14 protein-coding genes are annotated in these 13838 nt (G+C 61.2%); 7 read left to right on the plus strand and 7 right to left on the minus strand.

Translation table 11 applies throughout. From position 1 onward, the window contains the following. The first annotated feature begins 126 nt into the window (after window positions 1–126). Complete coding sequence (locus D8U60_RS00445; protein WP_016775166.1) at window positions 127–840, plus strand: murein L,D-transpeptidase catalytic domain family protein; 714 nt, start codon at window positions 127–129, stop codon at window positions 838–840. Here the strand turns inward: D8U60_RS00445 and D8U60_RS00450 are convergent. Continuing rightward, on the minus strand, window positions 837–1457 hold the full coding sequence (locus D8U60_RS00450; RefSeq protein ID WP_016775167.1) for a cell wall hydrolase: 621 nt from the start codon (window positions 1455–1457) through the stop codon (window positions 837–839). The genes D8U60_RS00445 and D8U60_RS00450 overlap by 4 nt on opposite strands. Before the next feature lie 198 nt (window positions 1458–1655). Here D8U60_RS00450 and D8U60_RS00455 point away from each other — a divergent pair, with 198 nt between their 5' ends. From D8U60_RS00455 to D8U60_RS00475, 5 genes are all read left to right on the plus strand, one after another. Then, window positions 1656–2507: a CAP domain-containing protein gene (locus tag D8U60_RS00455; RefSeq protein ID WP_122700629.1), complete on the plus strand. Its 852-nt coding sequence runs from the start codon at window positions 1656–1658 to the stop codon at window positions 2505–2507. Between the two features lie 119 nt (window positions 2508–2626). Further along, on the plus strand, window positions 2627–3625 hold the full coding sequence (gene moaA, locus D8U60_RS00460; RefSeq protein WP_016775169.1) for a GTP 3',8-cyclase MoaA: 999 nt from the start codon (window positions 2627–2629) through the stop codon (window positions 3623–3625). Between the two features lie 25 nt (window positions 3626–3650). Continuing rightward, window positions 3651–4550, plus strand: a complete 900-nt coding sequence (locus D8U60_RS00465; protein ID WP_122612208.1) for a bestrophin family protein — start codon at window positions 3651–3653, stop codon at window positions 4548–4550. A 424-nt stretch (window positions 4551–4974) separates the two neighbouring features. Then, on the plus strand, window positions 4975–6339 hold the full coding sequence (locus D8U60_RS00470; protein ID WP_130899219.1) for a glutamine synthetase family protein: 1365 nt from the start codon (window positions 4975–4977) through the stop codon (window positions 6337–6339). Between the two features lie 147 nt (window positions 6340–6486). Further along, window positions 6487–7770: an FAD-binding oxidoreductase gene (locus D8U60_RS00475; protein ID WP_130899220.1), complete on the plus strand. Its 1284-nt coding sequence runs from the start codon at window positions 6487–6489 to the stop codon at window positions 7768–7770. A gap of 168 nt (window positions 7771–7938) precedes the next feature. Here D8U60_RS00475 and D8U60_RS00480 read toward each other — a convergent pair whose 3' ends face one another. From D8U60_RS00480 to D8U60_RS00490, 3 genes are all read right to left on the minus strand, one after another. Next, on the minus strand, window positions 7939–8724 hold the full coding sequence (locus D8U60_RS00480; RefSeq protein ID WP_130899221.1) for a DeoR/GlpR family DNA-binding transcription regulator: 786 nt from the start codon (window positions 8722–8724) through the stop codon (window positions 7939–7941). 186 nt (window positions 8725–8910) lie between these two features. Beyond that, window positions 8911–9966: an AbrB family transcriptional regulator gene (locus D8U60_RS00485; protein ID WP_130899222.1), complete on the minus strand. Its 1056-nt coding sequence runs from the start codon at window positions 9964–9966 to the stop codon at window positions 8911–8913. A 165-nt stretch (window positions 9967–10131) separates the two neighbouring features. Beyond that, complete coding sequence (locus tag D8U60_RS00490) at window positions 10132–10554, minus strand: HD domain-containing protein (RefSeq protein ID WP_130899223.1); 423 nt, start codon at window positions 10552–10554, stop codon at window positions 10132–10134. Window positions 10555–10712: 158 nt separating this feature from the next. On the opposite strand from D8U60_RS00490, the gene D8U60_RS00495 reads away from it, so the two are divergent. After that, window positions 10713–11144 carry a hypothetical protein gene (locus D8U60_RS00495; protein ID WP_122700622.1) on the plus strand — a complete coding sequence of 144 codons (432 nt, stop codon included), beginning with the start codon at window positions 10713–10715 and terminating at the stop codon, window positions 11142–11144. A 70-nt stretch (window positions 11145–11214) separates the two neighbouring features. On the opposite strand, the gene D8U60_RS00500 is transcribed toward D8U60_RS00495, so the two are convergent. From D8U60_RS00500 to D8U60_RS00510, 3 genes are all read right to left on the minus strand, one after another. Next, the gene (locus D8U60_RS00500; protein WP_073471230.1) at window positions 11215–11499 is read right to left on the minus strand and encodes a hypothetical protein; all 285 of its coding nucleotides are present in this window, start codon (window positions 11497–11499) and stop codon (window positions 11215–11217) included. A 142-nt stretch (window positions 11500–11641) separates the two neighbouring features. Then, complete coding sequence (locus D8U60_RS00505; protein ID WP_130888728.1) at window positions 11642–12190, minus strand: cupin domain-containing protein; 549 nt, start codon at window positions 12188–12190, stop codon at window positions 11642–11644. A 351-nt stretch (window positions 12191–12541) separates the two neighbouring features. Continuing rightward, window positions 12542–13825 carry an FAD-binding oxidoreductase gene (locus tag D8U60_RS00510; protein WP_130899224.1) on the minus strand — a complete coding sequence of 428 codons (1284 nt, stop codon included), beginning with the start codon at window positions 13823–13825 and terminating at the stop codon, window positions 12542–12544. Between the last annotated feature and the right edge of the window lie 13 nt (window positions 13826–13838).

The following is a 13838-nucleotide window of genomic DNA, read 5'->3' on the forward strand; positions in this document are numbered from 1 at the left end:
CAGATGACGGTCAACCTTACATCAGGTGCGCTGAACAGTCAGGCTCGAACCGCGAGCCTGCGGGTATTGACTGGGAGTCAGGAGCCAAAGTGCCGTTTATGTAGCAAGTTGAGGACACTTTATAAAATGTTGACGTTTTTGCGCCGACTTCTGTTGAGCACCGCGACCCTTGTCGCCGTGACCAGCCCAGTATTTGCCGCCGGCAAGCCATCGCCGGTTCTCTACAACAGCCTCGCCCACGCCGCGCCGGAACTCAATCCCCAGGCGCTCAAAGGTGCATTGAACGCCATGCAATGCGCGGTCAACAACGGCGCGAAACCCTCGCGGCATCTGGCGATCATCGATTACTCGCAACCGTCCACCGAACGCCGCCTGTGGATCTTCGATCTGAGCAAAAAGAAACTGGTGCTGCGTGATCTGGTTGCCCACGGTTCGAACTCCGGGGAAAACTTCGCCACGCAGTTTTCCAATCGCGAAGGCAGTTATCAGTCCAGCCTCGGTCTGTTCCGCACTCAGGAAAGCTACGAAGGTACTCACGGCTACTCGCTGCGCATGGACGGTCTGGAGCCCGGCTTCAATGATCTGGCCCGTGATCGCGCGATCGTGATTCATGCCGCCAGTTACGTGAACCCGCTGTGGAGCAAGCGTCAGGGGCGTATCGGTCGCAGTCAGGGTTGCCCCGCCGTGCGGCCGCAGATCGCCAAACAGGTGATCGATCGCCTGAAGAACGGCCAGTTCATGTTTTCCTGGTATCCGGATCAGCGCTGGCTGCAAAAGTCACCGTATCTGAACTGCCAGCCGCAGCAGGTGGCGAGCATTCTCAACACCCACGCCAGTTAACGCGCATCGCCGCCGGCGGGTTTGTAGAACAGGAACCTGCCGGTCTGCGCCGTGTTGCGATAGGCCTTGGCCCAACTCGGGTGCACGCCACGATCGTGAAAATACAGGGCGCCGCGCGTGCGGTCCTTGAGCTGACGGTTCAACGCCTTGCCGGCGATTTCCTTGGCCAGCGCGTATTCGGCGTCTTCCTTGACCTGATCGGGCTTGCCATCGCACCACCAGGAAAACTGGCAATTGCCGCTTTCCGACCCCTGCTTGACGACCGCGCACACCGTGTCGGGAAAGCCGTCGTGGCCGAGGCGATTCATCACCACGCTGGCGACGGCCTCCATTTCCGGGGTGTCCTTGCCCTTGGCTTCCCAATAGATACTGCGCGCCAGACAGGTCAGCGGATCGTCCAGCGGCGCGGCGCCGGCCGGGTCTACCGCCTGCGCTTCGGTGGGGGTGATGGCCTCGGATTTCGGCGCCGGCGCGGCGCTGACTTTATCCGCCGCTTTCTCTTCGAGCACCTCGGCTTTCTGTTCGGCCTTGGCCTCGATCGGCGCCTGCGCCCCGGCCCATGCCGCGCCGGTCAAAAAGATCCACAACAAACCGCCCGCCAAGCCTTTCGATCCCATGTCGGTTCTTCCGTCAGCGCCCGCCCGGGGCAAGATGTTACGTCGGTGAGACGCCCGGTTTGCGGGGTCTTCGCAGAGTGTAGCGAGCAAATGCGCGGGCACACCAGCGCAGAAAAAAATCCGCCGCAAAGAAAAACACATTCACTCACCGGGGGCCTTTCGCGCATCATGGGCGCATTCAGCTCAAGGGAGATTTCCATGCGCTTCATGCCGTCCGTTTTGCGTTGTGCCGCACTGTCGCTGGGCGTGGTGTTCGCCACCTCGGCGCTGGCTGCCGATGAACTGCAATTGATCGAGTCGATCAACAGCTATCGCAGCCAGCCGCAGCGTTGCGGCACGCAGGCATCGAACGAGTTGCCACCGCTGTCGGCCGATCCACGGCTGCGCCTGCCGGCCAGCGGCGCGGTCGATCTGCAGCAGGCCATGACCAGCGCCCAGTACCCGATGGTCAACGTGCAGGCGATCACCCTCAACGGCCCGCGCGATGCAGCGGCGGCGATGCAGGCGATCAAGGAAAGCTTCTGTAAGGTGGTGCTCGATCCGCAGTTCGTCGATATCGGCGTCAACCGTGTCGACCGCGACTGGCGCATCGTCCTCGCGCGGCCGTTGCTGACGGCGAAACTCGGCGATGCACAAAGCGAAGGGCAAAAGCTGCTGGCGCAACTCAATACCGCGCGCGGCCAGGCGCGCCAGTGCGGCGGGCAGTCCTTCGCGGCGGCAGCACCGCTGGCCTGGAACGCCACGCTGGGCACGGTCGCTCAGGATCACAGCCGCGACATGGCCAACAACAATTACCTCGACCACAAGGACCGCGACGGCCGCACGCCAGGCGACCGCGCCGAGCTGTCCGGTTACAGTGGGCAACTGGTCGGCGAGAACATCGCCGCCGGGCAAGACACCGTCGGCAAGGTCGTCGACGGCTGGCTCGCCAGCCCCGGGCATTGCGCCAATCTGATGAATCCGCAATATCAGGAACTGGGCGCCGCCTACGCGACCGACCCGAAAAGCAACGCCGGCATTTACTGGACGGCAATGTTTGGCGCACCGTAAGGCATCATCGACGCCGTCAATCACTCGGTCAGCCAGAGTGATTGGACGGCATGGCGAACGCAGCCTACCCTGCGCGATCTGCGCCCGCTGACGGCGCTCCACATCCACGAGGCGAGCCCATGACACAGCGTGAATTGATCGATGGTCACAACCGCCGCGTGGATTATCTGCGCCTGTCGGTCACCGACCGCTGCGATTTTCGCTGCGTCTATTGCATGGCCGAGGACATGCAGTTCCTGCCGCGCCAGCAGATCCTCACCCTCGAAGAGCTGTTCCAGGTGGCGCAAAGCTTCGTCGCCCTCGGCACGCGCAAGATCCGCCTCACGGGTGGCGAGCCGCTGATCCGCCCCGGCGTCGTGCAACTTTGCGAACAGATCGCCGCCCTGCCCGGCCTGCGCGAACTGTGCCTGACCACCAACGGCTCGCAATTGGGCCGCCTGGCCCAGCCGCTGTTCGACGCCGGGGTCAAGCGCCTGAACATCAGCCTCGACAGTCTCGATCCGCAGCGCTTCAAAGAGCTGACCCGTACCGGCGATCTGGCGCAGGTCATCGACGGCATCGATGCCGCGCGTGCCGCCGGGTTCACCCGCACCAAGCTCAACTGCGTGGTGATGCAGGGCCGCAACGATCACGAGATCAACGATCTGGTCAGTTTCGCCATCGAGCGTGATCTGGATATTTCCTTCATCGAAGAGATGCCGCTGGGCGCGATCGCCGAACACAGCCGCGCCGAATCCTTCTACTCCAGCGCGCAAGTACGCGAACGCATCGCCGAACGCTTTACCCTGATCGACTCGACCGAATCGACGCAAGGGCCGTCGCGCTACTGGCGCGTGGCCGAAGCGCCGAACATTCGCCTGGGCTTCATTTCACCGCACAGCCACAACTTCTGCGGTACCTGCAACCGCGTGCGCCTGACCGTCGAAGGTCGCTTGCTGCTGTGCCTGGGCAACGAGCATTCGATGGACCTCAAAGCGGTGTTGCGCGCCCATCCGGGCCACCCGGAACGTCTGGAAAACGCGATCATCGAGGCCATGAAACTCAAACCGTATCGACACAACTTCGAAGTCAACGACGACGTGCAAGTGGTGCGTTTCATGAACATGACCGGCGGCTGATTCGCCGCGCAACCGGGACCGCGAGATGATCGTCAGACCGAGACCCAATCAGTTCGCCGTGCTGTTCACCCTCAAAGGCTCGATCGCCAAACGCATCGCCGTGCGCACCTTGATGCTGACACTGCTGGCGGCGGCGATTGTGCTGATCGAACTTCTGGTGCCGAGCTACTTCGCCCAGATCAATTCGACACCGTTCACCCTGCTCGGTCTGTCGCTGTCGATCTTCCTGAGCTTTCGCAACAACGCCTGTTACGACCGTTGGTACGAGGGCCGCAAGGCCTGGGGCGAGGTGCTGCTGCGGGTGCGCTCGGTGATGCGCGAAACTCAAGGCATCGATGACTCGCGCCTGCGTGGACAACTGTTGCGCAACCTGTGCGGTTTCGCCCATGCGTTGAATGCAAGACTGCGTGGCGACAGCGAGGAGCAGGCCAGTGCCGACTGGGTCAGCCCGCCGATCGATGGGTCGGCGCCGGATCACTGCGGCCAGATCATTCATCAGGTCGGGCGCCAGTGTTCCGAGCTGGAAACGGCCGGTGTGCTGTCGCCATGGCGTTATCAATTGCTGGCCAATCACCTGACCTGCCTGAGCCAAGCCCAGGCCGTGTGCGACCGCATCAAGAACACGCCACTGCCCTTCCCTTACACCCTGCTGCTGCACCGCACCATCTACCTGTTCTGCCTGCTGCTGCCGTTCGCCATGGCGCAATCGCTGGGTTGGTTGACGCCGCTGTTCACGGCAATTGTCAGCTACACCTTTTTCGGCTTCGACGCGATTGCCGATGAACTCGAAGACCCGTTCGGCCGCGATGAAAACGATCTGCCGACCGATGCACTGGTGCGCACCCTGGAGCGCGATGTGCTGTACGAACTGGGCGTCTCGCCATTGCCGCCCGCGCCAGAGCCGGACGATTACGTGCTGCGCTGATGACGCCGTAAAGCGCCACCGACGAATCTTCCATTTACACGCGCGCAAATTCCCCCTTACTATCCGGGCACACCGGTCGCCGGGCCTGCCCTGCCGCCGACGCTTTCCGCCAACGGAAACACGCGTTATGAGTACGTCACCACAACAACCGCAAAGGTTGCACGTCTCTGCTGTACGCGCCCACTGCAACAGGGGCCGCGTATGAACCGCATCGTCAATCTGCCCATGGCCCTGCGCCGTTCCAAGCTGCGTCACTCCGCACGCCCGCCGGATATCGCCATTCCTGCCTGATCGCGTGAGCTGTAACCGCGACAGTCAATTTCCCGATTTTCCTGATATCCCTGCCGGGACACTTACGCCTTTTTGTCGCGTCGTGTCCGGCCGAATCTGCGCGCCTGTGCGGCGCCATCGTGAGTGATTTGCCATGAAATTCGCAGCCATTGAAGACGCACGCCTGTTCCTCGAACAGAACCCCGATATCGGCATGATCGAACTGTTCATTCTCGACGCCAACGGCGTGCCGCGCGGCAAGCTGTTGCACCGTGAAGAACTGCTCGCCGTGTACGAAAGCGGCCGACCGCTGCCGAGCACCATCCTCGGCCTGACCGTACAAGGCGAGGACGTCGAGAACTCCGGACTGGTCTGGGATGTGGGCGACATCGACTGCCGCGCCTATCCGCTGCAAGGCAGTCTGGTGCGCCTGCCGTGGCGGCAGATTCCGACCGCCGCCGTGCAGGTCAGCATGCACCCGAGCGAGGGCATGCCGGCGAGCATCGCTGACCCTCGGCACCTGCTGATCAAGGTGATCGACGGGCTCAAGGCCGAGGGCTATCACCCGATCATGGCCTGCGAGCTGGAGTTCTATCTGCTCGACGCCAAACGCGACCACAACGGCCGCCCGCAACCGGCGCTGGACGCTGACGGCGGACGACCGCGACACACGCAAGTCTACGGTTTGCGCGAGCTGGAGCAGATCGAGCCGTTCCTCGCCGACCTCTACAGCGCCTGCAAACTGCACGGCATTCCGGCGCGCACGGCGATCTCCGAATACGCCCCGGGGCAAGTGGAAATCACCCTGGAACACGGCGATGCGCTGGAAGCGATGGATCAGGCGGTGCGCTACAAGCGTCTGGTCAAAGGCGTGGCGCACAAGCACGGCATGCAGGCGACGTTCATGGCCAAGCCGTTCGATGATCTGGCCGGCACCGGCATGCACATGCACGTCAGCCTCGCCGATGCCGAGGGGCGTAATCTGTTCGCCTCTGAAGAACCGGCCGGCACACCGCTGTTGCGCACGGCGATCGGCGGCATGCTCGCCTCCCTGCTCGATTCGCTGCTGCTGTTCTGCCCCAACGCCAACTCTTACCGGCGTTTCCAGGCCAACAGCTACGCGCCACTGGCGCCGACCTGGGGTGTCGATAACCGCACGGTCAGCCTGCGCGTACCCGGCGGCCCGGCCCCTACGCGACACATCGAACACCGCATCTGCGGCGCCGACGCCAACCCGTATCTGGCAGCGGCAGCGATCCTCGCCGGCATTCATCGCGGCATCCGTGAAGAGCTGGATCCGGGGGCGCCGGTCGAGGGCAATGGTTATGCCCAGGCGAAAGAACTGCTGCCGACCGATTGGCTGACGTCGTTGCAGGCGCTGGAAAATTCCGCGTGGGCACGGGAGGCGTTGGGGCAGGCATTCCTTGGGGTGTATCTGGCGGTGAAGCGTGCCGAGTATCGGCAGTTCATGGCTGAAGTGGGTGAGCAGGATTGGCGGTGGTACCTGACCGAAGCTTAACGATCCGACACCGAACCTGTGGGAGCTGGCTTGCCAGCGATGAGGCCGGCACATTCACCATCGGCGGTGACTGACAGTTCGCTATCGCTGGCAAGCCAGCTCCCACAGGAATTGCACTTCGATTTCAAAATTTGTGTGGACCCCGACATGACCATTCGCTGCAATTCCTACTACACCGCCACCCTCAACCACGACACCGACTATCCGACCCTGCAAGGCCGGCACAAGGTCGATGTGGTGATCATCGGCGGCGGTTTCACTGGCGTCGCCACTGCCGTCGAACTGGCGGAAAAAGGCCTGAAAGTCGCCATCGTTGAAAGCCACAAAATCGGCTGGGGCGCCACCGGGCGCAATGGCGGGCAAGTCACCGGCAGCCTGTCCGGCGACGGCGCGATGCGCAAGCAGATGCGCGCGAAACTGGGCGATGACGTGGACGATTTCATCTGGCATCTGCGCTGGCGAGGGCATGAAATCATCCGCCAGCGCGTCGAGAAATATGCGATCCAGTGCGACCTCAAACACGGCCATTTGCACGCGGCGTACAAGCCGAGCCACATGGTCGATCTGCGCAAGGACTACGACGAAGCCGTGCGTCGCGGATTGAGCGATGAAGTGAGCCTGCTCGACCGCAGCCAGGTTCGCGACCTGCTGCAAAGCGAGCTCTACCACGGCGCAATCAAGAACACCCGCAACATGCATCTGCACCCGCTCAACCTGTGCATTGGCGAAGCACGCGCAGCCGAAAGCCTGGGCGCGCTGATCTTCGAAAACAGTGAAGTGCTGGAGATCATTCACGGCGACACACCTGGCGTGCGCACCGCTCACGGTCAGATCGACGCCAATCAAGTGATGCTCGCCGGCGATGTCTATCACAAGCTCGAACCGGGTCAGCTCAAGGGCAAGATTTTCCCGGCCATGGGCGGCATCGTCACCACCGCGCCGCTGGGTCATCTGGCGCAACAGATCAACCCCGAAGACCTCGCCGTGTACGACTGCCGCTTCGTCCTCGATTACTACCGGCTCACCGCCGACGGCCGTTTGCTGTTCGGCGGCGGTGCCAACTACAGCGGCAAGGATTCGCGCGACATCGCTGCGGAACTGCGCCCGTGTATCGAACGCACGTTCCCGGCGCTAAAAGGCGTGGCGATCGATTACCAGTGGAGCTGCGCGATGGGCATCGTCATCAACCGCATCCCGCAACTGGGCAAGCTCTCGGACAACGTCTGGTATTGCCAGGGCTACTCGGGTCACGGCATTGCCACCACGCACATCATGGGCGAGATCATGAGCCGCGCGATCACCGGGCAAATGGAGCAATTCGACACTTTCGCCGCGTGCCAGCACATTCGCGTGCCAATGGGCGACCTGCTGGGCAATCCGTTGCTGGCGGCGGGGATGTGGTATTACCAGATGCTCGAGCGGTTGCGCTGATCCATTACCTGTAGGAGCTGCCGAAGGCTGCGATCTTTTGATCCTGCTTTTAAAAGTCAAAATCAAAAGATCGCAGCCTTCGGCAGCTCCTACAAAGTCATTTATTCACCGCAGATCCCCTGTGGGAGCGAGCCTGCTCGCGAAGAGGCCCTCAAACCCCATACAAACTCAATCCGGCAACTGCTCCACGACAATCCCCAACCGCCGATAATCCTCGACATTCCCCGACCCGGGATGCCGCTCGGTAATCAACATATGCAGGCGCGTACACGGCGCCACCAAAAACGGCTCCACCGCGCCCAGCTTGTCTGACGTGGTCACCGCAATCACCCGCGTTGCACTGTCGAGCATCGCCTGTTTGATCGGCACTTCATCGAAATGCAGCGAGGTGATCCCGACCTCGGGATGAATCGCACACACCCCGGTAATCGCCAGATCCGCCTTGATCCCCGCCAGCAGTCGCAGCGCTTCCTGACCACTGGCCGACATCGAATGCGGATTCAATTCACCGCCCGCCAGAATCACTTTCACGCCCTTGTATTCGGACAAGGCAATCGCCGTCAGCGGTGACGCGGTCACCGCGGTGATGCGGATGTCGGCAGGTAATGCGCGCGCCACCTGCAAGGTGGTCGAGCCGGAATCGAACAGCACAATCTGCCCGTCCTCGATGTGCTGCGCCGCCAGTTGCGCCAGGCGCACCTTGACCTCGTCGGTCTCATCCAGACGGGTGAAGTAATCCTTGCCTGAATCCTTCGGTCGCGGCAGCGCCCCGCCATGCACGCGCTGCACCAGCCCGGCGCTGTCCAGTTCGGCGAGGTCACGGCGAATGGTGTCTTCGGAGACTGCGAAATGCTGGCTAAGCTCGGAGGCCATGACCTTGCCGTCACGTTCGAGAAGCAAAAGGATTTTCTGCCGACGCAGGGACGGCAATTCGGCGATGGAGTGGTCGTGCATGGATATGCCTGTTTGTGCTTGTAGTTGCAGGTTTCAGCGACACTAGCGAAAGTCTCAGGCAAATACAAACGCAGCGGCTATCAATGCTTTCGATCATTGGAATCAACACGGCGAATTTTTTCTTTGCGCTGCGCCTGTTCACAATGGCCCCACTCTCAAAAGCTCAGGATGAACAGCCCATGAATCTCAACTTCGCCTTCGCCTGCATGATTGTCGTGTCGTTCGCGATTGCCTTGGGCCACGCCTGACCTGCACCAACAACGCCGGGGCAAAATGCAGCAACACCATCCGGCTCAAGTGATGCGTCAGGATAAACACCACATTCAGCCCGCCGCCAAAAGCGACAATCGCAATCGTCTCGATCGCGCCCGGCATGTACGCCAGCCACAGCGACAGCGGATCACTGCCCAGCCAGCGCGCAGCCACCTCGGCAAACGCCGCTGCAACGACGATCATCAAGCCGACCGAAACCAGAGCGGTGCGCCCATGTCGCGCCAGTTCTGCGATGCCCAGCCCCTGAAACCGTGAGCCGATGCGCACGCCAAGAATCAGTGCGGCCAGGTTCAAACTCCACTCCGGCATGTGAAAGCCGTGCAGCCATCCCGACTTCACAAATACAGCGGTTATGAGAATTGCGGTAAGCATGAATGGCGCCGGGACGCCGACCAGCAACAACAGGCGGCCGAGCAATACGCTCAGCGCGATGACAGAGAACGCGCTCAGCGCCATGCCTGTGGTCAACGGATCGCTGACGACTTCAGCCACCGCTGCTTGCCCGGGAATGAGCAAACTCACCAGCACGGTGATCAACAGCAGCCGCATCAGATGCACGATGATGACTTTGCTCGAAGCCTTTTCCGACTCAAGCAAATCGAACACTGCGGCCAACGCGCCGGGATACACCGCCAGCAGTGCATCGGTGCGGTTCCAGCCGGCACCGCGTGTCAGCCACCATCCGGCGAGTGCAATTTGTACGGTCAAGCAGATCAGCAACACGCCAAGGCTGGGCAGCATCGTCGTCGCCGTTTCGCTGTCCCATGCTTCGAACATCAGCCCGGTGGCGATGCCCAGCGTGACCTGGATGTAGCCCAGTCCATAAGGAGTTGCCGGGGCGATGCCGGTTTTGCTGGCAAACAATGCGGTAACGACAATCAAACCCAGCAGCAAGCCGTGGGGTACGCCTTCAAACTGCAATAACGCGCCGAAACCGGCCGCAATCAACAAGCACACAATGGATTTCATAGTTCGCCTTCCTGGCTATTTTGTGAGACACCACCATTCCCTGGTAGGAGCTGCCGAAGGCTGCGATCTGATCGTTCCCACGCTCTGCGTGGGAATGCAGCCGGGGACGCTCTGCGTCCCAATAGATCGCAGCCTTCGGCAGCTCCTACAGGGGGATTGGCATTCCTATGCGCGAAGGCGCGCAATCGCCCGCCGATATTTCTCGATCCGCTCCAGATCCTCCCAACTCGGCGAGGCAATCCGCGAGATATCGCTGTTCTCTTCCAGATCCGCCAGCTTCACCACCCGGCCGATCGGGTTTTGCGCGGCGCGGTCGACAAAATTCTCGTAGGACTCGCCCGGCACTTTGGTCACCGCTGCAATCGCCGCCAGCACCTCTTCGCTGAAACCTTCCCCGCGCAAATCACCCAGACTCACCCCGCAATCCTCGACCACATCGTGCAGCACAGCGACGATGCGCTCTTCCAGCGTATTCATACGCAACATGACTTTCAGCGGATGAAGAATGTACGGCGCCCCGCCCTTGTCCACCTGCCCGGTGTGGGCCGTGGCGGCAATGGCGATAGCGCGTTCGAGGGTTTGGGCCATGGGAATCGAATCCTGCGCTGAATGTTTCTGATTGTTGCGCAGTGTACGCGAAGATCGCTCAGCGCAAACCGATTGAACCTTGCCCGCCCTCGCCGCCTCGAAACCAGACAAGCGCCAAATCACCGATCAGACGCGGCGCCATTGGAGAGGAATTGCCGATGAAAACCCGACTGCTGCTCCTGATCGCCACGTTCGCCATCATCCCCACCTGCGTCATGGCTGAAGGCTGCGACGTGCAGACCCGCTCCTCCAGCGCCTCGGTGCCAGCGGTGGAAACCCACAGCTGCTACGAATACGAAGGCATGCCCGTGGACTCCATCAACTGGTCCTGCAGCAACGAAAGCAAGGACACCCTCAACGCCACCAAGAAAAAAGTCGATCGCTGCGACGACCACTACCAGGCCACCTGCACCGCCCGCCTCACCCAGGAATCCCTGGCCAACCCGCACTCGACCAGCAAAGACAAAAGCGCCAAACCGATGAACATGCCCGACAACGCCAAAGTCACCACGTATTACTACGACGGCGAGCACCTGGCGCAGGCAAAGATTGATTGTGAGAACAGCGGCGGGAACTGGAAGGCTAAGTAACCTCGGTCATCGAGGATTGCCTGATAGAGAGCCCGGCTTGATGCCGGGCTTGCTGCATCTGCAAACAGCTTCAACCCTCACCAGCACCGCTGCTCGTGCCGCTGTCGTTCGATTGCTTCGAACCACTGGGCTTGGAACCCGCAGGGGTCGAGCCGTCGTTGTTGGTGGTGTTGCCTTGTGTACCTTTCGGCACGGTGGCACCGTTGGAATGAATGTCTTCCGGCGCACTCGGATTGGTTTGGCTATTGCCGTCGTTAGCGGTGGGTGCCGGGGTGTCGCTGGCGGCTGTCGCGTAGAGCGAAGTGGCGGATAATAGCGTGGCCAGGGTCAGTGCTGCGAGGTTGGATTTGCGCATGTGGGCGGTTCCTTTGCGGGGGTGAGTTATGCATTGGAAGCGCGTGCGCGGGGAAAATGCGGGAGGGCTGACGAATGGCAGGAACAAACAACCCGACACCTCAAAAGATATCGGGTCAACAAAAAAATAATGCGTTATCCGATCAGAAATTCGCCGGCGTATTCGCGCTGATTATCTCTGCCTCATCCGCGCCGATATTGCGAAACTTATGCGGCAACGTCGTCGGAAAGTAATAACCATCCCCCGCACTCAACACACTCACCTGCCCGTCCACGGTCAATTCCACCGTGCCGCGCGTGACCAGCCCGCACTCTTCGCCTTCGGCATGCACGATCGGCTCTTCGCCGGAGCTGGCGCCGGGGGCGTATTGTTCGCGGAGCAGGCGCATCTGGCGGCTGGGGACGGAGGCGCCGATGAGCAGCAGGCGCAGGCCGTCGCGGCCGAGGTCGGGTTGTTCGTTGGCGCGGAATACGTATTGGTGTTCGCGCGGGGGCTGGTCGAAGGTGAAGAAGTCGGCCAGGGACATCGGTATGCCTTCGAGCAGCTTTTTCAGCGAGCTGACGGAGGGGCTGACGCGGTTCTGTTCGATCAGCGAGATGGTCGCGTTGGTCACGCCGCTACGCCGGGCGAGCTCGCGCTGGGAGAGTTTGTAGCTTTCGCGTACTAGTTTGAGTCGAGAACCCGTATCCATGACAGCCTTATGTAAGAGCGACTTAAGGGCGATGGGGGTGGGTGGCGGGTGACGCGCAGGTCGCGCGGATCACGTTGCTCCCGTGTCCCGGAACCGTGAAAGGCGGCTATTAAATCACGTTTGCGGGTGTTGCTCAGCAGGTTCGATGGATGGTGATCGAAATGAGCTGGCTGGCGATTATTGCGGACAAATAAAAAACTTGTGGGAGCTGGCTTGCCAGCGATTGGATGGCACATTCAACATCCCTTTTGCTGAAAGACCGCAATCGCTGGCAAGCCAGCTCCCACAGGTTTTGTGTGCTGTTTAGGGAAAAACCGGCGAGGTCTTTCGGACCGCCGCCGGCAAGGTCAATCAGACGCCGAAACGGTCGCGCAGGGAGTAGTAGACGGCACCCAGAGCGGTGAGCGGTGCGGAGAAGGTGCGGCCGCCGAGCATTGGCATGTGCGGCAGTGAGGCGAAGGCGTTGAAGCGTTCGGCGTCGCCGCGGATCATTTCCGAGATCAGTTTGCCGGCCAGGTGCGAGCAGGTGACGCCGTGGCCGCTGTAGCCCTGCATGTAGTAGGCGTTCTTTTCGATACGGCCGAATTGCGGCATGCGCGACATGGTCAGCAGGAAGTTGCCGGTCCAGCGGTAGTCGATCTTCACGTCCTTGAGCTGCGGAAAGGTCTTGACGATCTTCGGCCGGATCAATTGTTCGATATCGTCCGGTTCCCGCGCACCGTAGACCACTCCACCACCGTAAAGCAGGCGGTTGTCAGCGGTGAGGCGGTAGTAATCCAGCAGGTAGTTGCAGTCTTCGACGCAATAGTTGTTGGTGATCAGACTGCGTGCCTGCTGCTCGGTCAGCGGTTCGGTGACGACGATCTGCGAACCACACGGCATGCTTTTCGCGGTGACGCGGTTGTCGAGGCCTTGCGGCAGATAAGCATTGCCGGCGATCAACAGGTATTTGGCGCGGACCAGGCCTTTGGCGGTGCGAACGGTGATCGGCTCGCCGTAGGTGATTTCCACCGCCGCCGATTGCTCGTAGATCTTGCCGCCCAAACGCACGATGGCAGCGGCCTCCCCTAGCGCCAGATTCAGCGGATGAACGTGGCCGCCCTGCATGTCCAGCAAGCCGCCAACGTAGGCGTCGGAGCCGACTTCGCGACGAATATCCGCTGCATCGAGCATCTTCAGATTGCGGTTGCCGTAGCGTTCCCAGTTGCGCTTCTGCTCGGCCAGGCCGTTGAGCTGTTTCTTGTTCATCGCCGCGAAAATACCGCCCGGGCGGTAGTCGCACTTGATGTCGTAATCCTTGATGCGCGAACGAATGATATCGGCGCCTTCGAAGATCATGCTGCCGAGGATTTCTGCAGTCTTGTCACCGTAGCGCTCTTCGATGACGTCGACGTCGCGGCTATAGGAATTGACCAGTTGACCGCCATTGCGACCGCTGGCGCCGTAGCCGACTTTCGCCGCTTCCAGCACGGTGACTTTGTAGCCGGCTTCGCTGAGGAACAGTGCCGAGGACAGGCCCGTGTAGCCGGCGCCGATGATGCAGACGTCGCAGTCCAGCGCTTCTTCGAGAATCGGGAAGTCGATGACTTCGTTGCGGGTGGCGGCGTAGTAGCTGTTTACGTGTTGCTGTTTCATAGGTTTCTCCGAG

It is taken from the genome of Pseudomonas sp. Sample_11 (assembly GCF_004307505.1).
GTDB classification, from domain to species: Bacteria; Pseudomonadota; Gammaproteobacteria; order Pseudomonadales; family Pseudomonadaceae; genus Aquipseudomonas; species Aquipseudomonas atacamensis.